25 protein-coding genes are annotated in these 21,791 nt (G+C 69.2%); 14 read left to right on the top strand and 11 right to left on the bottom strand.

What is annotated here, in order from left to right:
- Positions 1-8: 8 nt before the first annotated feature.
- Together lpdA and E4P42_RS24910 are read left to right on the top strand one after the other, a co-directional pair.
- Positions 9-1,409 (top strand): dihydrolipoyl dehydrogenase, encoded by a 1,401-nt coding sequence (lpdA, locus tag E4P42_RS24915; protein ID WP_135129102.1) that lies wholly within the window; start codon positions 9-11, stop codon positions 1,407-1,409.
- Complete coding sequence (locus E4P42_RS24910; protein ID WP_135129100.1) at positions 1,406-1,675, top strand: hypothetical protein; 270 nt, start codon at positions 1,406-1,408, stop codon at positions 1,673-1,675. The genes lpdA and E4P42_RS24910 overlap by 4 nt, the downstream gene beginning before the upstream one ends.
- 17 nt (positions 1,676-1,692) lie before the next feature.
- On the opposite strand, the gene E4P42_RS24905 is transcribed toward E4P42_RS24910, so the two are convergent.
- Complete coding sequence (locus E4P42_RS24905) at positions 1,693-2,241, bottom strand: carboxymuconolactone decarboxylase family protein (protein WP_135129098.1); 549 nt, start codon at positions 2,239-2,241, stop codon at positions 1,693-1,695.
- 52 nt (positions 2,242-2,293) lie between these two features.
- On the bottom strand, positions 2,294-3,721 hold the full coding sequence (gene ramB, locus E4P42_RS24900) for an acetate metabolism transcriptional regulator RamB (protein WP_135129096.1): 1,428 nt from the start codon (positions 3,719-3,721) through the stop codon (positions 2,294-2,296).
- Between the two features lie 175 nt (positions 3,722-3,896).
- Here ramB and E4P42_RS24895 point away from each other — a divergent pair, with 175 nt between their 5' ends.
- The 3 genes from E4P42_RS24895 (at position 3,897) to E4P42_RS24885 (ending at position 7,175) form a co-directional block, all read left to right on the top strand.
- Positions 3,897-4,673, top strand: coding sequence for an acyl-[acyl-carrier-protein] thioesterase (locus E4P42_RS24895; RefSeq protein ID WP_245234218.1), 777 nt, complete (start codon positions 3,897-3,899; stop codon positions 4,671-4,673).
- A 263-nt stretch (positions 4,674-4,936) separates the two neighbouring features.
- Complete coding sequence (gene aceA / locus E4P42_RS24890; protein WP_135129093.1) at positions 4,937-6,223, top strand: isocitrate lyase; 1,287 nt, start codon at positions 4,937-4,939, stop codon at positions 6,221-6,223.
- Between the two features lie 91 nt (positions 6,224-6,314).
- A complete protein-coding gene (locus E4P42_RS24885) occupies positions 6,315-7,175 on the top strand; it encodes a 3-hydroxybutyryl-CoA dehydrogenase (protein WP_135129091.1) in 861 nt (286 codons plus the stop codon).
- A gap of 43 nt (positions 7,176-7,218) precedes the next feature.
- Here the strand turns inward: E4P42_RS24885 and E4P42_RS24880 are convergent, their stop codons facing one another.
- The 3 genes from E4P42_RS24880 to E4P42_RS24870 form a co-directional block, all read right to left on the bottom strand.
- Positions 7,219-8,079, bottom strand: a complete 861-nt coding sequence (locus E4P42_RS24880) for an endonuclease domain-containing protein (protein ID WP_135129089.1) — start codon at positions 8,077-8,079, stop codon at positions 7,219-7,221.
- Between the two features lie 136 nt (positions 8,080-8,215).
- Positions 8,216-9,076, bottom strand: coding sequence for a polyphosphate kinase 2 family protein (locus E4P42_RS24875; protein WP_135129087.1), 861 nt, complete (start codon positions 9,074-9,076; stop codon positions 8,216-8,218).
- 2 nt (positions 9,077-9,078) lie between these two features.
- Entirely contained in the window at positions 9,079-9,786 is a 708-nt protein-coding gene (locus E4P42_RS24870) for a TetR/AcrR family transcriptional regulator (protein WP_135129085.1), read from the bottom strand.
- Between the two features lie 93 nt (positions 9,787-9,879).
- Here E4P42_RS24870 and E4P42_RS24865 point away from each other — a divergent pair, with 93 nt between their 5' ends.
- From E4P42_RS24865 to deoC, 6 genes are all read left to right on the top strand, one after another.
- Positions 9,880-11,199 carry a DUF445 domain-containing protein gene (locus tag E4P42_RS24865; RefSeq protein ID WP_135129083.1) on the top strand — a complete coding sequence of 440 codons (1,320 nt, stop codon included), beginning with the start codon at positions 9,880-9,882 and terminating at the stop codon, positions 11,197-11,199.
- Between the two features lie 94 nt (positions 11,200-11,293).
- Positions 11,294-11,773 (top strand): helix-turn-helix domain-containing protein, encoded by a 480-nt coding sequence (locus tag E4P42_RS24860; RefSeq protein ID WP_135129081.1) that lies wholly within the window; start codon positions 11,294-11,296, stop codon positions 11,771-11,773.
- On the top strand, positions 11,766-12,392 hold the full coding sequence (locus E4P42_RS27750; RefSeq protein ID WP_135129079.1) for a heparin-binding hemagglutinin: 627 nt from the start codon (positions 11,766-11,768) through the stop codon (positions 12,390-12,392). Before E4P42_RS24860 ends, E4P42_RS27750 begins: the two co-directional genes overlap by 8 nt.
- Positions 12,393-12,429: 37 nt before the next feature.
- Positions 12,430-12,714: a DUF2516 family protein gene (locus E4P42_RS24850; RefSeq protein WP_135129077.1), complete on the top strand. Its 285-nt coding sequence runs from the start codon at positions 12,430-12,432 to the stop codon at positions 12,712-12,714.
- A 53-nt stretch (positions 12,715-12,767) separates the two neighbouring features.
- Positions 12,768-13,142, top strand: a complete 375-nt coding sequence (locus E4P42_RS24845; protein ID WP_209305868.1) for a DUF2599 domain-containing protein — start codon at positions 12,768-12,770, stop codon at positions 13,140-13,142.
- Positions 13,143-13,823 (top strand): deoxyribose-phosphate aldolase, encoded by a 681-nt coding sequence (deoC, locus tag E4P42_RS24840; RefSeq protein ID WP_135129073.1) that lies wholly within the window; start codon positions 13,143-13,145, stop codon positions 13,821-13,823.
- 4 nt (positions 13,824-13,827) lie between these two features.
- Here the strand turns inward: deoC and E4P42_RS24835 are convergent, their stop codons facing one another.
- Genes E4P42_RS24835 through E4P42_RS24815 form a run of 5 tightly spaced genes read right to left on the bottom strand, consistent with a single transcriptional unit; the run spans position 13,828 to position 17,431 of the window.
- Positions 13,828-14,706 carry a DUF2993 domain-containing protein gene (locus tag E4P42_RS24835; protein WP_135129071.1) on the bottom strand — a complete coding sequence of 293 codons (879 nt, stop codon included), beginning with the start codon at positions 14,704-14,706 and terminating at the stop codon, positions 13,828-13,830.
- Positions 14,703-15,518, bottom strand: a complete 816-nt coding sequence (locus tag E4P42_RS24830; protein WP_135129069.1) for a carbon-nitrogen hydrolase family protein — start codon at positions 15,516-15,518, stop codon at positions 14,703-14,705. Before E4P42_RS24830 ends, E4P42_RS24835 begins: the two co-directional genes overlap by 4 nt.
- A gap of 59 nt (positions 15,519-15,577) precedes the next feature.
- Positions 15,578-16,378, bottom strand: a complete 801-nt coding sequence (locus tag E4P42_RS24825; protein WP_209305866.1) for a class I SAM-dependent methyltransferase — start codon at positions 16,376-16,378, stop codon at positions 15,578-15,580.
- 5 nt (positions 16,379-16,383) lie between these two features.
- Positions 16,384-16,899 carry a DUF2505 domain-containing protein gene (locus tag E4P42_RS24820; protein WP_245234216.1) on the bottom strand — a complete coding sequence of 172 codons (516 nt, stop codon included), beginning with the start codon at positions 16,897-16,899 and terminating at the stop codon, positions 16,384-16,386.
- A gap of 22 nt (positions 16,900-16,921) precedes the next feature.
- Positions 16,922-17,431 (bottom strand): DUF2505 domain-containing protein, encoded by a 510-nt coding sequence (locus tag E4P42_RS24815; RefSeq protein ID WP_135129067.1) that lies wholly within the window; start codon positions 17,429-17,431, stop codon positions 16,922-16,924.
- A gap of 62 nt (positions 17,432-17,493) precedes the next feature.
- On the opposite strand from E4P42_RS24815, the gene E4P42_RS24810 reads away from it, so the two are divergent.
- Together E4P42_RS24810 and E4P42_RS24805 are read left to right on the top strand one after the other, a co-directional pair.
- Entirely contained in the window at positions 17,494-18,552 is a 1,059-nt protein-coding gene (locus E4P42_RS24810; protein WP_135129118.1) for a UDP-N-acetylmuramate dehydrogenase, read from the top strand.
- Positions 18,553-18,567: 15 nt separating this feature from the next.
- Entirely contained in the window at positions 18,568-19,860 is a 1,293-nt protein-coding gene (locus E4P42_RS24805; RefSeq protein WP_135129065.1) for an Ig-like domain-containing protein, read from the top strand.
- A gap of 21 nt (positions 19,861-19,881) precedes the next feature.
- On the opposite strand, the gene E4P42_RS24800 is transcribed toward E4P42_RS24805, so the two are convergent.
- The gene (locus E4P42_RS24800) at positions 19,882-20,637 is read right to left on the bottom strand and encodes an SDR family oxidoreductase (RefSeq protein WP_135129063.1); all 756 of its coding nucleotides are present in this window, start codon (positions 20,635-20,637) and stop codon (positions 19,882-19,884) included.
- Positions 20,638-20,822: 185 nt separating this feature from the next.
- On the opposite strand from E4P42_RS24800, the gene E4P42_RS24795 reads away from it, so the two are divergent.
- Positions 20,823-21,791: ROK family protein (locus tag E4P42_RS24795; protein ID WP_135129062.1), on the top strand; the 969-nt coding region annotated here is incomplete at its 3' end.

Genomic DNA, 21,791 nt, shown 5'->3' with positions numbered 1-21,791 from the left:
GTGGGGGCGTGACCCACTATGACGTCGTCGTTCTCGGAGCCGGCCCCGGCGGATACGTCGCGGCCATTCGCGCTGCCCAACTCGGGCTGAACACCGCCATCGTCGAGCCCAAGTACTGGGGCGGCGTGTGCCTCAACGTCGGTTGCATCCCGTCCAAGGCGCTGCTGCGCAACGCCGAGCTGGCCCACATCTTCACCAAGGAAGCCAAGACCTTCGGCATCAGCGGTGAGGCCAGCTTCGACTACGGCGCCGCGTTCGACCGCAGCCGCAAGGTCGCCGAGGGCCGCGTGGCGGGTGTGCACTTCCTGATGAAGAAGAACAAGATCACCGAGATCCACGGGTACGGCCGGTTCACCGACGACCACACGCTCTCGGTCGACCTGAACGACGGCGGTACCGAGGAAGTCACGTTCGACAACGTCATCATCGCGACCGGCGCGCACACCAAGTTGGTGCCGGGCACGTCGATGTCGGAGAACGTGATCACCTACGAAGAGCAGATCATGGAGCGCGAGCTGCCGGGCTCGATCGTCATCGCGGGCGCCGGCGCGATCGGCATGGAGTTCGCCTACGTGATGAAGAACTACGGCGTCGACGTGACGATCGTCGAGTTCCTGCCCCGCGCGTTGCCCAACGAGGACGCCGAGGTCTCCAAGGAGATCGAGAAGCAGTTCAAGAAGCTGGGCGTCAAGATCCTCACCGGCACCAAGGTGGAGTCCATCCGTGACGAAGGGGCTGACGGCTCGGTGATCGTCACCGTCAGCAAGGACGGCAAGTCCGAGGAGCTCAAGGCCGACAAGGTCATGCAGGCCATCGGCTTCGTGCCCAACGTCGACGGCTACGACCTCAAGAAGGCCGGTGTCGAGCTCACCGACCGTGGCGGCATCGCGATCGACGACTACATGCGCACCAACAAGCCGCACATCTACGCGATCGGTGATGTGACCGGCAAGCTGCAGCTCGCCCACGTCGCCGAGGCGATGGGTGTGGTCGCGGCCGAGACCATCGCGGGCGCCGAGACGCTGCCGCTGGGCGACTACCGCATGATGCCGCGCGCCACGTTCTGCCAGCCGCAGGTGGCCAGTTTCGGGCTCACCGAGGAGCAGGCCCGCGACGAGGGCTACGACGTCGTGGTGGCGAAGTTCCCGTTCACGGCGAACGGCAAGGCCCACGGCATGGGCGCGCCCGCCGGCTTCGTCAAGCTGATCGCCGACAAGAAGTACGGCGAGCTGATCGGCGGCCACCTCATCGGCCACGACGTCTCCGAACTGCTGCCCGAGCTGACGCTGGCGCAGAAGTGGGATCTGACCGCCAACGAACTCGCGCGCAACGTGCACACCCACCCGACGCTGTCCGAGGCCCTGCAGGAGTGCTTCCACGGACTCGTCGGCCACATGATCAACTTTTGAGAAACGAGATCGTCGCCGGGGTCGGCGGGCTGGTGATCGGCCACATCCTGTGGCTGATCGCGATCTCGCTGGCCACCGACACCAGCGACGTCAGCACCTGGGTGCTGGTGGTCGCCGGGGCGTCGTTGCTGGTCGCCGCGGTGGCCGGCTATCTCGGGTGGCGCAAGTACGAGCACAAGTCCCATGTGTGGGCGACGTTCCTGTGGGGACTGCCTGCGCTGCCCGTGCTGTTCTCGCTGATCGTGCTCGGCGTGACGTATCTCTAGCCCCCTCTGGGCGGCGCTCAGTCCGGGAAGTCCAGCGGCACCTGCAGCGTGGAGATCGTCGCGGCCAGCCCGTCGTACTGCGCGGCCAGCATGCAGAACTCGATGAGCTGCACCTTGGTCAGATGACGAGCCAGCGCCTGCCAGGTCTGTGACGACACCCCGCGGGTGACGACGAACTCGTCGGTCGCGGTGATCAGCAGCCGCTGCCGGTCGGTCAGGCCCTCGGCGTCGGGGCCTTCGAAGATCCTGGCCTGCAGCTCGGGACCGAGCCCGCGGCTGCGCGCCAGCCGGCGGTGCTGCTGCAGTTCGTATTCGCAGTCACGCAGATGGCCCACGCGCAGGATCACCGTTTCGGCGTCCTGACGTGACAGCTTGCCGAGTGGGCCGAGCAGCACCCCGCTGTAGGGCAGCCACGCCAGGAACAGCAGCCGGTGCTGGCCGAGCGTGTCGAAGAGGTGGAAGCGGGGCGCCCGGATCTGCCGGGCTCCGAGCCGGGCGGCGACCCAGCCGATCGGACCGAGTTCACGCAGGCTTCGGGTGGCGGGGATGCGAGGGCTCGCGCTCATCTGATCGAGTGTGGCACACCGATTTCGCGTTGCGGCGCCGCCGGGTGGGCCGTCACGAGCGCTTCACCAGATACGGCGACACCGTGGAGCGGTGCTCGTCGAGGTCCAGTGCCCGGCCGAGCGCGGGAAACGCCCGCTGCGGGCACTTGTCGCGTTCGCAGACCCGGCAGCCGGCGCCGATCGGCGTCGCGTTGTCACCGGACAGCTCCAGGCCCTCGGAGTAGACCAGCCGGTTGGCGTGGCGCAGTTCGCACCCCAGCCCGATCGCGAACGTCTTCCCGGGCTGGCCGTACCGCGACGCCCGGCGCTCCACCGTCCGCGCCACCCACATGTAGTGGCGGCCGTCGGGCATCTGCGCGATCTGTACCAGGATCTTGCCCGGGTTCGCGAACGTCTCGTACACGTTCCACAGCGGGCAGGTGCCACCGCTGGACGAGAAGTGAAAGCCGGTGGCGGACTGCCGTTTCGACATGTTCCCCGCACGGTCGACGCGGACGAACGACAGCGGCACCCCCCGCATCGACGGCCGCTGCAGGGTGGACAGCCGGTGAGCGATGGTCTCGTAGCTGACCGAGTAGAACGCCGACAGCCGTTCGACGTCGTAGCGGAAATTCTCGGCGACGTCGTGGAATTGGCGGTAGGGCAGCACGGTGGCGGCGGCGAAGTAGTTGGCCAGGCCCAGCCGCGCCAGCGTCCGGGACTCGTCGCTGGTGAATTTGCCCTCGTCGACCATCTCGTCGATCAGCGCCCCGAATTCGAGGTAGGCCAGTTCGGTGGCCATCTTGAACACCGTCTGCCCCGACGACAGGTGGCCGCTGATCTCGAGCGTCTTGGTCTGCGGGTCGTACCGGTGCAGCACGGTGTCGCCCAGGTCGATACGGCGCACGATGTGCACGCCGTGCACCATCGTCAACCGGTCGGACAGCTCGCGGGCCAGTTCGGCGCGGTGCATGCGCATGCGGATTGTGAGATCCTCGGCGGCGGTGTCGAGTTCGTGCAGATAGTTCTGACGCTGATAGAAGTAGTCGCGGACTTCCTCATGCGGCATCGTGATCGAGCCGCTGCCGCTGCCTCCCATGCCGGCGCCGCTGTAACGGTCCTCGGTGGCCGCTGCCAGCTGAGTGGTGGTCAACCGGTAGCGGCGGTGCAGGTTGACCATCGCGCGCGCCAGCGTGGGGTGCGCGGCGACCATGTCGGCGATCTCGGGCAGGTCGACCTCGACGCCGATGTCGCGGTCCATGGCCACCTCACGCAGTTCGGCCACCAGTCGCGTGTCGTCCTGGGAGGCGAAGAACGTGGCGTCGACGCCGAACACCTCGGTGATTCGCAGCAGCACCGCCACGGTGAGCGGGCGCACGTCGTGTTCGATCTGGTTCAGGTAGCTCGGCGAGATCTCCAGCATCTGCGCCAGGGCGGCCTGGCTGTAACCGCGCTCACTGCGCAGCTGCCGAATCCGCGACCCGACGAAGGTCTTCGCCATGTGACCAGCGTACCGAGGGACTAGCACCGCTGTGAACGGCCGCCTTCGCAGCCTTGGCAGATCGTCGGCTGTGGCACGATCGGTGCGCCTGGCATGATTCCGCTAGGCAGCGACGATGGAGGGTTCCGACGTGACCGCGAACAAGGTGGCGGGCGGCAGCGGCCTGGCGAAGACCATGATGCCGGTGCCGGATCCGCACCCCGACGTGTTCGACACCGGATGGCCGCTGCGCGTCGCCGACATCGACCGCACCGGCCGGCTGCGCTTCGACGCCGCCACCCGCCACATCCAGGACATCGGCCAGGACCACCTGCGCGAGCTGGGCTTCGAGGAGACCCACCCGCTGTGGATCGTCCGCCGCACGATGATCGACCTGATCCGGCCGATCGAGTTCAACGACATGCTGCGGCTGCGGCGCTGGTGCTCGGGCACGTCGAACCGCTGGTGTGAGATGCGGGTGCGCATCGACGGTCGCAAGGGCGGGCTGATGGAGTCCGAGGCGTTCTGGATCAACATCAACCGCGAGACCCAGGGCCCGGCGCGCATCGCCGACGACTTCATCGCGGGCCTGCGCCGCACCACCGAGGTCGACCGGCTGCGCTGGAAGGCCTACCTGTCCGCGGAGGGCCGCGAGGACGCCGACCAGATCCGCGAGTATCCGGTGCGGGTGTCCGATATCGACCTGTTCGACCACATGAACAACTCCGTCTACTGGTCGGTGATCGAGGACTACCTCCACAGCGCCCCGCACCTGCTCGAGGCGCCGCTGCGGGTGACCATCGAACACGACGCGGCGGTGGCGCTCGGCGACAAGTTGGAGATCATCAGCCACGTCCATCCGGCCGGATCGACCGACAAGTTCGGCCCGGATCTCGTCGACCGGACTGTTACAACGCTCACATATGCGGTCGGCGATGAGACGAAAGCGGTCGCCAGCCTCTTCGCGCTCTGAATCGGTCACGTTTAACAGTACGACCGTACTGACCAGCGCAAATCGGTTACCGGCAAGTAACGTCTGAACCGGTTCAGGCGAGGGAGACCTTCGCAACCTTCGCAGGCTTACGGGGGTCGTTGGCAAAAGTTGGCTACTGAAACGGGTGGACCTGCGGTTATGCCGTGGTGCATCCTCGGGTTAGCACAACAGTGAAGTTGCTCAGGTGTTAACAAGTCGGTTCAGCCGGCGGCACCGGCAGCGCAGCCAACGAAGGAGATCCGATGTCGACGGTCGGCCAGCCGAAGAGCCCCGAGGAAATCAAGAAGGACTGGGACACGAACCCCCGGTGGAAGGGCATCACCCGCGAGTACTCCGCCGAGGACGTCGTCGCGCTGCAGGGCTCCGTCGTCGAGGAGAACACGCTGGCCCGCCGCGGCGCCGAGGTGCTGTGGAACCAGCTGCACGACCTCGAGTACGTCAACGCGCTCGGGGCGCTGACCGGCAACATGGCCGTCCAGCAGGTGCGCGCCGGCCTCAAGGCCATCTACCTGTCGGGGTGGCAGGTCGCCGGTGACGCCAACCTGTCCGGCCACACCTACCCCGACCAGAGCCTCTACCCGGCCAACTCGGTGCCGCAGGTCGTGCGCCGCATCAACAACGCGCTCATGCGCGCCGACCAGATCGCCAAGGTCGAGGGCGACACCTCGGTCGAGAACTGGCTGGCCCCGATCGTCGCCGACGGCGAGGCCGGCTTCGGTGGCGCGCTGAACGTCTACGAGCTGCAGAAGGCGATGATCGCCGCCGGTGTCGCCGGATCGCACTGGGAGGACCAGCTGGCCTCGGAGAAGAAGTGCGGCCACCTCGGTGGCAAGGTGCTGATCCCCACCCAGCAGCACATCCGCACTCTGACCTCGGCCCGCCTGGCTGCCGACGTGGCTGACGTGCCCACCCTCGTCATCGCCCGTACCGACGCCGAGGCCGCCACGCTGATCACCTCCGATGTCGACGAGCGCGACCAGCCGTTCATCACCGGTGAGCGGACCAAGGAAGGCTTCTACCGGGTCAAGAACGGTCTGGAGCCGTGCATCGCCCGCGCCAAGGCCTACGCGCCGTACTCCGATCTGATCTGGATGGAGACCGGCACCCCGGACCTCGAGCTGGCCCGCAAGTTCGCCGAGGGCGTCAAGGCCGAGTTCCCGGATCAGATGCTGAGCTACAACTGCTCGCCGTCGTTCAACTGGAAGAAGCACCTCGACGACTCGACCATCGCGAAGTTCCAGAAGGAACTCGGCGCGATGGGCTTCAAGTTCCAGTTCATCACGCTGGCCGGCTTCCACGCCCTCAACTACTCGATGTTCGATCTGGCCTACGGCTACGCCCGCAACCAGATGAGCGCCTACGTCGAGCTGCAGGAGCGCGAATTCGCCGCCGAGGAGCGGGGTTACACCGCCACCAAGCACCAGCGTGAGGTCGGCGCCGGCTACTTCGACCGGATCGCCACCACCGTGGATCCGAATTCGTCGACCACCGCGCTCGCGGGCTCGACCGAAGAGGGTCAGTTCCACTAAGAAGTAATACTGCCGAGCGCACGGTTGTTGTACGCAAACGTCGACCAGACGTGTCAACAACCGTGCGCTCGTCGTCTATGAGGAAGTGGCAGTGAGCAATTCCATCGAACGAGTAGGTGTGGTCGGCACGGGCCAGATGGGCGCGGGCATCGCCGAGGTGTCGGTCCGGGCGGGCGTCGAGGTGCTGGCCTACGAGCCGACCGAAGAGCTGACCGCGGCAGGCAAGGCGCGGATCACCAAGTCGCTCGAGCGCGGGGTGAGCTCGGGCAAAGTCACTGAGCGCGAACGAGACGAGGCGCTGGCGAACCTTCGCTTCACCACCGACCTGGCCGAGCTGGCGGACCGTCAGCTGGTCATCGAGGCAGTGATCGAGGACGAAGCGGTCAAGGGTCGCATCTTCGCGCAGCTCGACGAGATCATCACCGATCCCGATGCGGTGCTGGCGTCGAACACCTCCAGCATCCCGATCATGAAAATCGCTGCGGCAACGAAGAATCCGTCGCGCGTGCTCGGCCTGCACTTCTTCAACCCGGTGCCGGTGCTGCCGCTGGTGGAGCTGGTCAACACGCTGGTGACGTCGGAGTCCGCGCTGGAGCGGACGTCGGCCTTCGCCAGTGACGTGCTGGGTAAGCAGGTGGTGCGCTGCGGCGACCGGTCCGGCTTCGTGGTCAACGCGCTGCTGGTGCCGTACCTGCTGTCGGCGATCCGGATGGTCGAAGCGGGGGTGGCGACGATCGAGGACGTCGACAAGGCCGTCGTCGCGGGGCTGTCGCATCCGATGGGGCCGCTGCGGCTGAGCGACCTGATCGGCCTGGACACCATGAAGCTGATCGCCGACTCGATGTACGAGGAGTTCAAGGACTCGCACTTCGCGCCGCCGCCGCTGCTGTTGCGGATGGTCGAGGCCGGTCAGCTGGGCAAGAAGTCGGGCCAGGGCTTCTACAAATACTGACGCCCGCTGCACGGTTGTTGTACGCGAACGTCGAGAAGGCGGGTCAACAACCGTGCAGCCGTTGTGCCCGCGCGCGGCGCACCCGGTCGACCACTTCCGTTTTGCGGTACCGCAGCTGGGTGGAACTGACGCGCACGATCAGCCAGCCGCGTGAGGCGAGGAACTCGAGCCGCTCGATGTCGGCTGCGTAGTCCTCCGGGTTGAGGAAGTGTTGCTCACCGTCGTATTCGACGCCTACCTTCAGCTCCGGCCAACCCATGTCGATGCGCCTGCGCACCCGTCCGCGGTCGTCGGCCACCGGAATCTGCGTGATCGGGCGTGGCATACCTGAGCGGACGAGCAGGAGGCGCAGCCGCGTCTCCTGCGGGGATTCCGCGCCCGCGTCGACAAGCGCCAACGCTCGGCGGGCCCGCCGGACGCCTCGCGCTCCGGCGTATCGGTCGGTGATGTCCGCGATCGACGACGGCGGCACCCCGGTGGCGTTCAGCAGGGCGTCGATGCGCATGACGCCCATCTGCTCGGGAAGCCGCCGGCCGAGGTCGTACGCTGTTCGCGCCACTGTCGTGCACCGCATGCCGTCCACCGTGCACACTTCGTCGTCGCGAAAGGCGTTGCTTTTCGCGATCATTCCCGCTGCGGCGGGTCGACGCGAGTGAGCGATCTCAACCGGTGCCTCATCGGGAATCCACCGACTGCCGTGAACGGCTGCCGCGCAGTGGCCGGTCAGCGTCGCCCGTCGGCCACTCCACAGCCAGGCGGCGCGCGCTCGGTCTGCGGCCGTCAGCGTATCGCCACGGCGTGCGTAGACGTTGCGATACACCATCGTGTATCGCCTGCGAAGGTCGCGCCGCGTCAGCTCACCCGACGCGAGGGACTCCGTAGCGACGATCAGAGTGGCGGACACGCTTCTGATGGTGGGCCACCGAGAGGTGCACGCCTTTCAGTAACCGCTTGCCTGTGGATAACCTGCGGTGACTGCACGGTTGGTGTACGTAAACGCCGAGAGGGGGCGTACATAATCGTGCAGTCGGCGCGCGCGGTCAGGCCGACGCCAGCCGCCGGCGCTCCGCCTCGACGTCGAAATCGGCAGGCGGCCAGGACATGTTGAGCCCCTTGAGCGCCTCGATGAGCAGTTCGGTGATGGCCAGGCGGCTGTACCACTTGCGGTCGCACGGGATGACATACCAGGGGGCGTAGTCGGTGGACGTCCGGTCCAGCACGGCCTGATACGCCTGCTCGTACTGCGGCCACAGCAGCCGCTCGTCGATGTCGCCCGGGTTGTACTTCCAGTACTTCTCGGGCCGCTCGAGCCGTTCGGCCAGCCGCTTCTTCTGCTCCTGCAGCGAGACGAACATCGCGACCTTCACCAGCGTGGTCCCGCTGTCGACCAGTTCGCGTTCGAAGGCGTTGATCTCGTCGTAGCGGGCGCCCCACACCTCCGGCGGCACGAGGTTGCGCACCCGCACGATCAGCACGTCTTCGTAGTGCGACCGGTCGAAGACGCCGATGTGCCCGGCCGGCGGCAGGGCGTTGCGGATCCGCCACAGGTAGTGGTGCGCCAACTCCTCCTCGGTCGGCTTGCCGAAGCTGACGTACCGGATGCCCTGCGGATTGGCCGCGCCCACAACGTGTTTGACCACTCCGCCCTTACCGGCGGTGTCCATGCCCTGCAGGATCAGCAGCACCGAGCGGGAGTCGCCGGCGCGGCTGTTGGCGTACAGCTTCTCCTGGAGCTCCCCGAGCCGGATGCCGCGTTCGGTGTGCAGCGCCGGCGCGTCCTCCTTGCGGCCGCGAAAGCCCGGGGTCGCGCTGGTGTCGATGTCGGCCACCTTGTCGCCGGGGCGGAACCGCAGATGTTCATGAGGTTCGTGCGACCACAGCGCCGGGAGATCCGAATCCATGCTCAACGTTCTAGCAGTTGCGGCGGCAAGATCGGCGACGGATGGGGCATCGACCGGAATCTCTCGAGCGACCCGCCCACCTCCACGATGCCGCACAGCGCATTCCACGACAGCATCGTCAAGTAGTCGATCAGCTCCTCGGCGGTCATGCGCGGATGTGACATCCACGAGTGCGTGGCCAGCTGGACCCCGCCGACCGTGTGATACGCCCATGGCTCGACACCGCCGGTGTCCATCCCGGCCTCGGCCATCCGCCGCCGCAGCATCACCGCGAGCATGCGGGCGATGATCTGCTCGGAGTCGGCGACCGCCTTGCTCTTGCTCGCCGAGTTGTTCGCCATCACGAAGCGGTACGGCTCGGGCTCGGCGGCCACCGTCTCGACGTAGACCTTGATCACCTCGCGGGTGAGGTCGTACCCGTCGAGATTCGCCGACAGCGCCGCGGCCATGTTGGGGATCAGAGTGGTCTGGGCGAACCGCATCATCACCGCGGTGGTGAGGTCGTTCTTGTCCACGAAGTAGCGGTAGAGCACGGTCTTGGACACGCCGATCTCCGCAGCGATCTCGTCCATGCTGACGTTGCTGCCCTGACGGCGGATCGCTTCCAGGGTGCCGTCGACCAGTTCATTGCGCCGTTCGACCTTGTGCTGGTGCCAGCGCCGTTTGCGTCCGTCGGTTTTGACCGCCACCGGTGGGGTCTGCTCTTCCACTATCCCCGTCGTCCCATTCACTAGTACCTCTCGATACTAAGGCCGACGGGAGGCTGCGGGCTCGTCGGATCGGTGTGGTCGTACCGATAGCGGATGATGGAACTCGTGGCATCCACAGAGCACGCAGCACGGCCCAGCTTCGCCGAGGCCCTCGCGGGCGCGGACAGTGCCGCCGACGCCGAACGCCGCCGCGGTCTGCGGCGCATGAAAGCGGTGGCCCTGAGCTTTTTGCTCGGCGCCACGGTGATCTTTCTGGTGTGCACCTGGGCCCAGTCCCAGGGGGCGCCCGGGTGGGTGGGTTACGTGCGCGCCGCGGCCGAGGCCGGCATGGTCGGCGCGCTGGCCGACTGGTTCGCGGTGACGGCGCTGTTCCGTCATCCGCTGCGTATCCCGATCCCGCACACCGCGATCATCAAACGGAAGAAAGACCAGCTCGGCGAGGGGCTGGGCGCATTCATCCGGGAGAACTTCCTGTCCCCGCAGAACGTCGAGACCAAGCTGCGCGACGCCGATGTCGCCGCCCGGGTGGGCAAGTGGCTGTCCGACCGCGGGCACGCCGAACGCGTCGCGAAGGAGACCGCGACGGTGCTGCGGGTGCTCGTGGAGATGCTGCGCGACGAGGACGTCCAGCAGGTGCTCGACCGGATGATCGTCAAGCGCATCGCCGAGCCGCAGTGGGGTCCGCCGGTGGGCCGGGTGCTGTCGCAGATGCTGGCCGAGGGCCGGCAGGAGGCGCTCATCCAGCTGCTGGCCGACCGGGCCTTCGAGTGGTCGCTGAACGCCGGCGAGGTGATCGAGCGGGTGATCGAACGCGACTCCCCGCAGTGGTCGCCGCGCTGGGTGGACCACCTCGTCGGCGACCGCATCCACCGCGAGCTGATGGACTTCACCGACAAGGTGCGCCGCAACCCCGACCACGAACTGCGCCGGTCGGCGACGAAGTTCCTGTTCGAGTTCGCCGACGACCTGCAGAACGACGAGGCCACGATCGCCCGCGCGGAGAACGTCAAGGAGCAGATCATGGCCCGCGACGAGGTGGCGCGGGCGGCCGAGACGGCGTGGAGCGCGGCCAAGCGCATCATCCTCGAATCGGTCGACGACCCGTCGTCGGCGTTGCGGGAGCGTATCGCCGATTCGGTCATGCGGATCGGGGAGAGTTTGCGCGACGACGCCGAACTGCGCGACAAGGTCGACCGCTGGGTCATCCGCGGCGCACAGCACGTGGTGGGCGAGTACGGCGCCGAGATCACCACGATCGTCACCGACACAATCGAGCGGTGGGACGCCGAGGAGGCCAGCGACCGCATCGAACTCCATGTCGGCCGTGACCTGCAGTTCATCCGGATCAACGGGACGGTCGTCGGTGCGCTTGCCGGCTTGACGATCTATTCGATCGCGCAAATACTTTTCTGACCTGCGCTAACTGAGTGCTTGCAATTGTTAGCACTGCGGCGTACGGTGGACCCTGTCGTTAATCGGATACCCGATATCGAGGGGGTGACCACTCATGCAGCAGGACGAGAACCTTGCCGCGGTGGTGACCAACGCTGCGCAGGACATCGGAAGCTTCATCCGGAGCCAGCGGGAAGCAGCGCAGGTGTCCGTACGGCAACTGGCCGAGAAGGCCGGCGTCAGTAATCCCTACCTCAGCCAGATCGAGCGGGGATTGCGCAAACCGTCCGCCGACGTCCTCAGTCAGATCGCCAAGGCGTTGCGGGTCTCCGCCGAAGTGCTCTATGTGCGAGCCGGGATCCTCGAACCCAGCGAGCCCAGCGAGGTCCGCGACGCCATCGTCAACGACGCGGCGATCACGGAGCGGCAGAAGCAGGTGCTGCTCGACATCTACACCTCGTTCCGGCAACAGAACGAGGCCTTGGAGAGCGCAGACAACGCAGTGGACGAGGGTTCGCCGACTGACGAGCCGATCGACAACCCCCTGGAAAACGCCACACCACAAGATCCCGGAAAGGACATCCGACATGGCTGACAACAACGCCCAGCTCGACATCGAAGACCTGAAGGCCCCGCTGCTCGCCGCCGTCGGCGCCGCCGATCTGGCGCTGGCCACCGTGAACGAGATCGTCGCGAGCCTGCGCGAGCGCGCCGAGGAGGCCCGCACCGACGCCAACACCCGCGTCGAGGAGAGCCGCGCCCGCATCAACAAGCTGCAGGAGGACCTGCCGGTCCAGGTCAGCGAGCTGCGCGACCGGCTGACCTCCGAGGAGCTGCGCCGGGCCGCCGAGGGCTACGCCGAGGCCGCGCAGAGCACCTACGCCAAGCTGGTCGAGCGCGGTGAAGCCGCGCTGGAGCGGCTGCGCAGCCAGCCCGGTGTCGCCGACGCCGCCAGCCGGGTCGAGAGCTACACCGACCAGGCCGTCGAGCTGACCGAGCAGGCCCTGGGCAACGTCGCCACCCAGACCCGCGCCGTCGGTGAGCGCGCCGCGAAGCTGGTCGGCGTGGAGCTGCCCAAGCGCACCGAGGACGCCGCCGAGCCGGTGAAGGAAGCCGCGAAGAAGGCGCCCGCCAAGACGCCGGCCAAGAAGGCCCCGGCCGCCAAGAAGGCGCCCGCCAAGAAGGCCCCGGCCAAGAAGGTCACCCAGAAGTAATTCGACGCATCCGATGAGGCCCGCATAGGCTGGTGAGGTGATACTTGCCGACCTTGCGGGCCTCATCATTCTGGGGCTCGTACTGATCGTGTTGGTCTTCGGCGTCTACGCGTTCGTCCACGCCGCGATGCAACGCACCGACGCCTACACCGCGGCCGGGAAACTGACCAAGCCGGTGTGGCTGGCCATCCTCGGCGGCGGGGTGCTCCTGCTGCTGCTCTTCCGCGACGCGTTCGGCGCCGCGATCTGCGCCTGCGCGGCCGGTGTCTACCTGGTCGACGTGCGCCCCAAGCTGCTCGAGATCCAGGGGAAGTCCCGGTAACCGTGCGACTGTCCCTCACCGCCGCCGCGACGGCGGCCCTCGTCCTGCCGATCATGGCCACGGGTCTCGCCGTCCCGGCGGCCAACGCGCAACCCGCACCGCCGCCGCCCTACGTCGACCACGTCGAGTGGGCCAAATGGGGCGACCTGTCGAGCCTGCGGGTCTACCCGACCGCCGCGGGCCGAGCGGCCGCGGGACAGGTCGGCACCACCGCCCAGGCCGACCACGCCTGGGCCGAGGTGCTCGCGGCCTCCCCGGACGCCGATCTGCCCGGGCTGCGCGCGCAGTTCGACTGCCACTGGGAATGGGCGGAATTCGCCGAACCCGGCAAGACCAGCTGGAACCTCGAACCGTGGCGCCCGCAGGTCGACGTCGCCCAGCTGCTCGCGGCCGGCTGCAACCCCGGCGGCACCGAAGAGCCGTTCTAGATGGGCCGCTGGACCCGCGACGAGGTCGCCGAACTCGTCGACCACACCCTGCTCAAACCCGAAGCCACCGACGCCGACGTCCGGGCCCTGGTGGCCGACGCCGAGGACCTCGGCGTCTACGCGGTGTGCGTGTCCCCGTCCATGCTGGCCGCGGTGCGCGCCGCCCGCACACTGGACCTGGAGATCGCCACCGTCGTGGGATTCCCGTCCGGTAAGCATGTTTCGTCGGTCAAGGCGCACGAGGCCGCGCTGGCCGTGGCGGCCGGTGCCGGTGAGGTCGACATGGTGATCGACGTCGGCGCCGCCCTCGCCGGGGACGTCGATGCCGTGCGCGCCGACATCGCCGCGGTGCGCGCGGCGATCACCGACCGGGCGGTGCTCAAGGTCATCGTCGAATCCGCCGCGCTGCTCGGGCGGGCCGGCGAACAGCGCCTCGTCGAGGTGTGCCACGCCGCGGCCGAGGCCGGCGCCGAATTCGTCAAGACCTCGACCGGCTTTCATCCCGACGGCGGCGCCTCCGTACGGGCCGTGGAGATCATGGCCGCGACCGTACGGCCCGGACTCGAGGTGAAGGCCAGCGGCGGTATCCGCACCGCCGCCGATGCCGTCGCGATGCTCGACGCGGGCGCCACCCGGCTCGGCCTCTCGGGGACCCGCGCCGTGCTGGACGGGCTGGACTGACCCGTCACAACTCGTTGAAGCAGGGGTCCTCGCCGCTCTTGGGGATCTCGCCGTTCTGGCTGGCGAACACCGCGGACACACCGGTGTCGGTGACCTCGACGCTCTGCGCCCGGATGTCCATCGGATAGTTCTGGGTCAGCTCGGCGGTGAACGCGTCCAGCGCGGGCTGCACGGCCTCGCGGGGCAGCGTGAAGCCCAGCCCGGTCAGCTGCACGACCTGCAGCGAGATGCCTCCGTTGACCACCTGGGGTTTGGCGGTGATGCTGCCCAACGCCCCGTCGAGTTCCAGCGTGCCGGCCGACGGGTCGGTGGACACGCCGGTCAGGAAGCTGCCGAACAGCGGGATCGCGTCCTGCACGGTCTGCTTGATGCCGTCGGACGCCCAGGTGATGTTCGCGGTCAGGGAGCCGACCGAGCCGCCGGAGTTCGCGGTGTCCTCGAGCCGGACGTCGCGGATGTCGATGGCGACCTTCATGCCCTTCGCGTCGCGGATCTGGTTGCCGGCCGTCTCGATGTTGATGTTCGTGTAGTGACCGGTCATGTGCTGCAGCAGGAACGGCGGCAGCGCCCCGAACGACGCGGTGGCCTCATCCTGCACCACGCACGACACCACCCGCGACACCACGTCGTCGGCGCGGTTGCGCGCGTACAACTCACCGCCGAGCAGACCGGCCGCGATGAGCGCCACCACGATGACGACGGCGAGCACGATCGACAGCGGATCGCTGAACATGTCCCGGACCTTCGCCAGGAACGAACCGCCCTGTTTCGGGGGTTCGCCGCCCGGCCCGGTGAACGGCGGGGGAGGGCCCTGCGGGGCCGACGGCGGAGGCGGCGGCGGGATCGGCGGCTGGTTGGCCGGACGGGCCCAGGGATCAGTCACGCCCGCGATTCTGCCCTACGCGGACTGTCGACGGCCGCGCGGTTGTCGAGCACCGCGACGGTCTCCCTGACCTCGCGCGCAGCGTCGAGGTCCAGATCGGCGACCAGGAGCTGCGGTTCCGCACCCGCCGCGACCAGCACGTCGCCGGTGGCCGACGCGATCAGGCTGCCGCCCACCCCGGTGGGTCCGGACGCCGCCACTTCGTCACCGGGGTAGGCCTGGTCGACGGCCGCGACGAAGCCGGTGGTGTCCAGTGCGCGGGCACGCGCCAGCAGCGTCCACTGGTCGAGTTTGCCGGGACCGGCACCCCACGACGCATGCACGGTGATGAGCCGGGCGCCCCGGCGCGCGAGCTCGACATAGAGCTCCGGGAACCGGACGTCATAACAGGTGGTCAGCCCGACGTCGACGCCGGCGACGGTGATCAGCGTCGGCTCCGAACCCGGTGCGACCGTACGGGATTCGCGGAACCCGAACGCGTCGTAGAGGTGAATCTTGTGGTAGTGGCCGTCCACCCCGCCGCCGGTGGCGAGCAGCGTGTTGGTCACCCGGCCGTCGCCCGACGGGGTGAACATGCCGGCCACGACGGTGATGCCGGCGCGCTCGGCGATTGTGCGCACCTCGGTCGCCCACGGCCCGTCGAGCGGTTCGGCGACGGGTTTGAGCGGCACCCCGAACCGGCACATCGTCGCCTCGGGGAACAGCACCAGCGCCGCGCCCGCGGCGGCCGCGCGGCGGGTGTAGTCCTCGACGATCCGGAGGTTGGCCGCGGGATCGGTCCCCGTGGTGACCTGGGCACACGCGATCCGCATGCGCTCAGCCTACGGGCGCGACGCCGGCCTGATGGCGCGCCCGCCGGCGCGACCCCGGCCTATGGCGCGACCGTCGCCCACGGGACGGACAGCACCCCGTCGCGCATCCGCCGTCGCGGCGGCTCCACCGGAACCCCCTCGGCGCGCAGCAACTCCAGCATCGCGCGCCAGCGCACCCGCGGGCCGAACACCCCGTGCCCGGCGACGCTGGCCCACGCCCGGTCCGCGGCGGTGAGCAGCCCGTGAATCGGCTGACCGGGCACGTTGTGGTGGATCAGCACCTTGGGCAGCCGCTCGGCCAGGTCCGAGGGCCGGTCGATGGCGAACGGGTCGCACGCCAGCGTCAGGCTGAGCGGCCCCGCGGCGTCGAGCAGCACCCACGCGCAGCGGCGGCCCAGTTCGTCGCAGGTGCCGTCGATGATCAGCCCGCCGGGCGCCAGCCGCTCCGCCATCACCGCCCAGGCGCCCGGCACCGCCTCGACCGGATACTGCCTCAGCACGTTGAACGCGCGGACCAGCACCGGCCGCAGCCCGGCCAATTCGAATCCGCCCAGCCCGAACTCCACCCCGTCCGCCGCCGCGGCCCGGCCGGCGGCCACCCGTTCCGGGTGGATCTCGAGACCGACGACGCGCACGTCGGGGCGCACGGTGCGCAGCCGGGCCGCCAGCTCCAGCGTGGTCACCGGCAGCGCGCCGAACCCCAGGTCGACGACGACGGGGTCGGCGGCGGTCTGCAGCGCGGTGCGCACCCGCGCGGCATGCACCAGCCAGCGGTCGCTGCGCCGCAGCCGGTTGTAGCCGGTGGTACCGCGGGTCAGAACGCCGATCGGGGGGCTCGAACGCAGCGTGGGCTCGGGCATCGGCGTCAGCGGCGGCCGTGGACCCGGGCGGCGGTGAAATCGCGCTCACCATGGAACAGGTGGCGCATGTTGGTCAACACGAGGTCCTCGAGGGTGCCGCCGACCAGCGGGATCGACACCTTGCACTCGCTGCTCACCCGCAGCGCGCAACCGGTGGCGGTGTCCGCCAGGCCGTAGCGCCCGCCCAGCCGGCCCGGCGCGCGCGGCATGGTGGCGGCGAACGTGCCTGCCGCGTGTTGCGCGGCGTCGTCGAACGGGCCGAAATGCTGTTCGCGAGTGATCACCAGGTCCACCGGCATCACCTTGCGGGCCACCGGCGGCAGATCGTCGCGCGGCATCACCTGCCGCAGGGCGATGTCGGTGCCGCGCTCGTCGGAGCGGAACAGCGTCAGCTCGGTGCGGGGATTGAGCCGCCGGTACGCCTCGGTCAGGCCCTGCCAGTACTCCTCGGAGGTGAACTGGTCATAGATCCGGGCGGCCGGCGCGGTGAACGTGACGGTGTACTCCATCCGCCGGCCCATGACGCCTTACCGTACGCGGATGTCAGGCGTTCTCGGTGATCCACTCCGTGGTGAACCGCTGTTCGGCGATGATCAGGTCGACCAGGCCGGTGCCGATGAAGTTCTCGATCTTGCCGCCGACCAGCGGCACCCGTACCTCGACGGTCACTCGTAGCGTCAGCCGGGCGCCGCCGTCGTCGCGCGGTTCCAGCGCCGCGGTGCCGGTCAGCGAGACCGGTGCGCCGGGGATGCTGCCGGTGACGGTCGCCGAGGCGCGGCCGTCGCGCACCGCACTCCACGTCTCCTCGCGCTGGATCGACAGGTCGCCGCGGTGGAACTGCGTGACCACGCCGGGGAGCCGGTCGGCGCGCAGGATCTGGGTGGTCGTCACATCGATGCCGCCGTCGGCGTCGACCGTCATCTGGTCGAGGGTGGCGTGGTCGGCGCCGGAGTCCGCCAGCCGGGCCAGCCAGTACTGCTCGTCGGCGAAGGCGCGGTGCACGTCGTCGACGGTGCCCTCGTACTCGGCGGCCAAGTCGAATGAACGGGGCATAGCTGGCCACGCTACCGTTACGGCCCGTGGCTGGCGGCGGGCAGGAGCGAAGCGACCCGGGGATGAACCGCGACGACGAATTGGCGGGCGCGATCGTCGAATCCGACGTCGCGCTGGCGGCGCTGACCACGCTGCGCGTCGGACCGGTCGCCCGCACCCTCGTCACCGCCGCCAGCACCGAGCAGCTCGTCGCCGCGCTGCGGGCGCCGGCCACCCGCGACGCGCTGATCCTGGCCGGCGGGTCCAACGTCGTGCTCGCCGACGACCTCACCGACCTCACCGTCATCCGCATCGCCAACACCGAGATCACGGTGCGCGACGGCGTCCTGCGCGCCGAGGCCGGGGCCAACTGGGACGACGTGGTGGTCACCGCGCTCGCGCACGGGCTCGGCGGGCTGGAATGTCTGTCGGGCATTCCCGGCTCGGCCGGTGCGACGCCGGTGCAGAACGTCGGCGCGTACGGCGCCGAGGTGGCCGACACCATCCGCCGCGTCCGGCTGCTCGACCGCCGCACCGGCGCCGACGAGTGGGTGCCCGCCGAAGCCATGGCGTTCGGGTACCGCACCAGCGTGCTCAAACACTCCGCGCACGCCGTCGTGCTGGAAGTCGAGTTCGCGTTGCACACCGACGGCCGCAGCGCCCCGCTGCGCTACGGCGAACTGGCCCGCGCGCTCGACGCCGAACCCGGCACCCGCGCCGACCCGCTGCGCGTGCGCGAGGCCGTGCTGGCGCTGCGCGGCGGCAAGGGCATGGTGCTCGACGACCCGGACCGCGACACCTGGAGCGTCGGCTCGTTCTTCACCAACCCGGTGGTGGCGCGCGCCGATTACGAGCGGGTGGCCGCCGCGGCGGCCGGGCCGGTCCCGAACTATCCCGCCGGTGACGGCCACGTCAAACTCGCCGCGGGCTGGCTGGTGGAGCACGCCGGGTTCGGCAAGGGCTACCCCGGCGACGGCGCGCCGGCCCGGTTGTCGACCAAACATGCGCTCGCTGTGACCAATCGGGGTGAAGCCACCACCGCGGACGTGATTGCGCTGGCCAGGGCGGTGCGCGACGGCGTCCGCACCGCCTTCGGTATCGAACTCACCCCCGAGCCGACCCTGGTGGGGTGCGCACTCTAGGTATCTTTGGTACACGTGAGTGCTGCCGAGAACCTGCCGCCGATCAACCGTCGGCGCGCGCTGACCGCCCTGGCGGTCGGATTCGTCGCGCCCGGCGCTCTGGCCGCCTGCAGCAACGCCACCAGCGGTGCGCCCAGCCCCGCCGAGTCACCCGCGTCGGCGTCGCTGACGTTCGAACCGGCCACCTCCGCCGCCGGTGTCGCGCCGACCGCCCCCGTGCGGGTCGAGGTGTCCGACGGTTGGCTGCAGAAGATCGCGCTGATCAACCCCGACGGCAAGCCCGTCGCCGGCGCGCTCAACCGCGAGCGCACCGCTTTCACCACCAGCGAGCCGCTCGGCTACGGCGTCACCTACACCTGGTCGGGTTCGGCGGTGGGCGCCGACGGGAAAGCCGTGCCGGTGCAGGGGGAGTTCACCACGCTGGACCCCGCGGTCCAGGTCAACGGGCGTTACCAGCTGGCCGACGGGCAGACCGTCGGTGTGGCCGCGCCGATCATCCTGCAGTTCGACGCCTCGGTCGACGAGGCGGACCGCGCGACGGTGGAGAAGGCGTTGACCGTCACCACCAACCCGCCCACCGAGGGCAGCTGGGCGTGGCTGCCCGACGAGGCCGCCGGGTCGCGGCTGCACTGGCGCAGCCGCGAGTACTTCGCCCCGGGGACCACCGTGCGGGTCGACGCCAAGCTCTACGGCGTGAAGTTCGGTGCGGACGCCTACGGCGCCGCCGACTCGTCGCTGGACTTCAGCATCGGCCGCCGCCAGGTGGTCAAGGCCGAGGCGTCCAGCCACCGCATCCAGGTGATCGACCAGGCCGGTGCGGTGATCATGGACTTCCCGTGCAGCTACGGAGAGGGCGACCTAAACCGCAACGTCACCCGCAGCGGGATCCACGTGGTCACCGAGAAGTACGAGGACTTCTACATGACCAACCCGGCGGCCGGTTACGCCAACGTGCGGGAGCGCTTCGCGGTGCGGATCTCCAACAACGGCGAGTTCATCCACGCCAACCCGGCGAGTCTGGGTTCGCAGGGCAACAGCAACGTCACCAACGGGTGCATCAATCTGTCGGAATCCGACGCGCAGCAGTACTTCAACACCGCGATGTACGGCGATCCGGTCGAGGTCACCGGCACCCGCATTCAACTGTCCTACGCCGACGGCGACATCTGGGACTGGGCGGTGCCCTGGGAGGAGTGGAAGGCGATGTCGGCGCTCAACGGCGACGAGCCGCCGTCGGGGGTGCCCAGCACCGCCCCGGTCACTCCGTCGAACGCCCCGCAGCCGGTGAACGGACGGCCGGGCGGTTAGTCCACGTCGCCGGCAAGTGCTTCAGCGGCGGTTGAAGCGGGAGCCACTGGCTCCACTGACCTGATCCCGGGGGCGGACCACGATGAGATCCAGGTCGACGTGCGACGGCCGGCCGGCGACGAATCCGATCACCTCGGCGATGTCCTCGGCCACCAGCGGGGTGACACCCTGGTAGACCTTGTCGGCGCGTTCGGCGTCACCGGCGAACCGGTTGAGCGAGAAGTCGGTCTGCACCATGCCGGGCGCCACCTCGGTCAACCGCACGGGCTGCCCGAGCAGTTCACTGCGCAGCGTGCGGTGCAGGATCCCCTGGGCGTGCTTGGCCGAGGTGTAACCGGCCCCGTTGTCGTAGATCTCCACCGCGGCGATCGAGGTGACCGTGACGATCAGCCCGTCGCCGGAGGCGATCAGCTTGGGCAGCAGTGCCCGAGTGACGTACAGCGTGCCCAGCACGTTGGTCTCCCACATCCAGCGCCAGTTCTCGACGTCGGCATCGGCCACCGGCTCCAGACCGCGGGCGCCGCCGGCGTTGTTCACCAGCACGTCCACCCGGTCGAGGCGGTCGGCGAGCGCGGTGACCGCGGCGCTGTCAGTGACGTCCGCCACAATCGCCGTCCCGTCGATCTCGGCGGCCAGCGCCTGCACCCGCTCGGCCCGGCGAGCCACGCAGACCACATGAAACCCTTGTGCGGCAAGGGTTCTCGCTGTCGCTTCACCGATTCCGGCGCTGGCGCCGGTGACCACCGCTACGCGCCGGCCCGCTTGTGGAGTCGTCATGGGCCCAACTGTAATTGCCATGCTAAGTTCGCTCTGTGTCCGGAATCGGTCAGGCCTTCGACGCGCAGCACTGTTGTTGTTGTCGCGTCCTCCGCCGCGCCTGACCCCACCGAGGGATTGACCGTCCCGTCGAGTCGCAGGTGTGGCCAGCAGCCAGCCACCGACTCTTCCGAAGGACATGTCTCGTGCGTACCGCCGTCATCTCCACCCCTGCTTCACCTGTCGCGGTGCGGCGTCCGTCCGGCAACAAGCCGCTGACCGTCGCGTCCGCCCGCCACTCACGCGCCCTTTCCGTCGTCGTTCCGCCCCTCGCGGTGGCCGACGCCGCGGCCGCCGCCGTGTTCGCCGCCGCGCGCGGCCGCACACCGATCGCCCGCGACACCATCGCCCGGCGCACCGGGCTCAGCATCGCCACCGTCAACCGCCAGGTCACTGCGCTGCTCGACGCGGACCTGCTGCGCGAACGCGCCGACCTGGCCGCATCCGGCGCCGTCGGCCGGCCCCGCGTCCCGGTCGAGGTGAACCACGAACCGTTCCTCACCCTCGGCATCCACATCGGGGCCAGCACCACCAGCATCACGGCCACGGACCTTCTCGGGCGCACGCTGGACACGGTCGAGACACCCACCCCGCGCGCCGGGCAGGACGCGGCCCTCGCGACGCTCGCGGCCAGCGCCCGCCGCTACCTCGCCCGGTGGCACCGGCGCCGCCCGCTGTGGGTGGGGGTGGCCGCCGGCGGTGCTGTCGACGGCCACACCGGTGTGCTGGACCACCCCCGGCTGCGCTGGTCGCAGGCCCCGGTCGGCCCGGAGCTGGCCGACGCGCTCGGGCTGCCGGTGTCGGTGGCCTCCCACGTCGCGGCCATGGCCGGCGCCGAACTGCTGCTCAGCGGCCGCCCGCCGGCCGCCGCGCCCGGCGCCACCAGCCTGTATGTCTACGCCAGGGAGACCGTCGGGTTCGCGCTGTCCCTCGACGGGCGGGTGCACTCACCGGTCGGCGGCCCCGGCACCATCGCCGCGCTGCCCGCCCATTCCGAGATGCTCGGTGGCACAGGACATCTGGAGACCACGGTCAGCGACGAGGCGGTGCTGGCCGCGGCCCGGCGCGCCGGCCTGGACGCGGGTGGGGCGCCGACGTCGGCGGCCGTGGTGCGC

Source organism: Mycobacterium sp. PS03-16 (assembly GCF_004570325.1).
Taxonomy (GTDB): Bacteria; Actinomycetota; Actinomycetes; order Mycobacteriales; family Mycobacteriaceae; genus Mycobacterium.
Note: the sequence above shows the minus strand (reverse complement) of the source record. Positions and strands in the feature narration are given on the sequence as shown.

What these genes read in the sequence shown, in the direction of transcription:
- deoC (WP_135129073.1), top strand. Translation starts at nt 13,143, where the DNA reads ATGGGCCGCTGGACCCGCGACGAGGTCGCCGAACTCGTCGACCACACC.
- E4P42_RS24830 (WP_135129069.1), bottom strand. Translation starts at nt 15,518, where the DNA reads ATGCGGATCGCGTGTGCCCAGGTCACCACGGGGACCGATCCCGCGGCC.
- E4P42_RS27750 (WP_135129079.1), top strand. Translation starts at nt 11,766, where the DNA reads ATGGCTGACAACAACGCCCAGCTCGACATCGAAGACCTGAAGGCCCCG.
- E4P42_RS24845 (WP_209305868.1), top strand. Translation starts at nt 12,768, where the DNA reads ATGGCCACGGGTCTCGCCGTCCCGGCGGCCAACGCGCAACCCGCACCG.
- E4P42_RS24810 (WP_135129118.1), top strand. Translation starts at nt 17,494, where the DNA reads ATGAACCGCGACGACGAATTGGCGGGCGCGATCGTCGAATCCGACGTC.
- E4P42_RS24895 (WP_245234218.1), top strand. Translation starts at nt 3,897, where the DNA reads ATGATGCCGGTGCCGGATCCGCACCCCGACGTGTTCGACACCGGATGG.
- E4P42_RS24905 (WP_135129098.1), bottom strand. Translation starts at nt 2,241, where the DNA reads ATGAGCGCGAGCCCTCGCATCCCCGCCACCCGAAGCCTGCGTGAACTC.
- ramB (WP_135129096.1), bottom strand. Translation starts at nt 3,721, where the DNA reads ATGGCGAAGACCTTCGTCGGGTCGCGGATTCGGCAGCTGCGCAGTGAG.
- E4P42_RS24860 (WP_135129081.1), top strand. Translation starts at nt 11,294, where the DNA reads ATGCAGCAGGACGAGAACCTTGCCGCGGTGGTGACCAACGCTGCGCAG.
- E4P42_RS24875 (WP_135129087.1), bottom strand. Translation starts at nt 9,076, where the DNA reads ATGGATTCGGATCTCCCGGCGCTGTGGTCGCACGAACCTCATGAACAT.
- aceA (WP_135129093.1), top strand. Translation starts at nt 4,937, where the DNA reads ATGTCGACGGTCGGCCAGCCGAAGAGCCCCGAGGAAATCAAGAAGGAC.
- E4P42_RS24815 (WP_135129067.1), bottom strand. Translation starts at nt 17,431, where the DNA reads ATGCCCCGTTCATTCGACTTGGCCGCCGAGTACGAGGGCACCGTCGAC.
- E4P42_RS24865 (WP_135129083.1), top strand. Translation starts at nt 9,880, where the DNA reads ATGATGGAACTCGTGGCATCCACAGAGCACGCAGCACGGCCCAGCTTC.
- E4P42_RS24820 (WP_245234216.1), bottom strand. Translation starts at nt 16,899, where the DNA reads ATGGGCCGGCGGATGGAGTACACCGTCACGTTCACCGCGCCGGCCGCC.
- E4P42_RS24825 (WP_209305866.1), bottom strand. Translation starts at nt 16,378, where the DNA reads ATGCCCGAGCCCACGCTGCGTTCGAGCCCCCCGATCGGCGTTCTGACC.
- E4P42_RS24800 (WP_135129063.1), bottom strand. Translation starts at nt 20,637, where the DNA reads ATGACGACTCCACAAGCGGGCCGGCGCGTAGCGGTGGTCACCGGCGCC.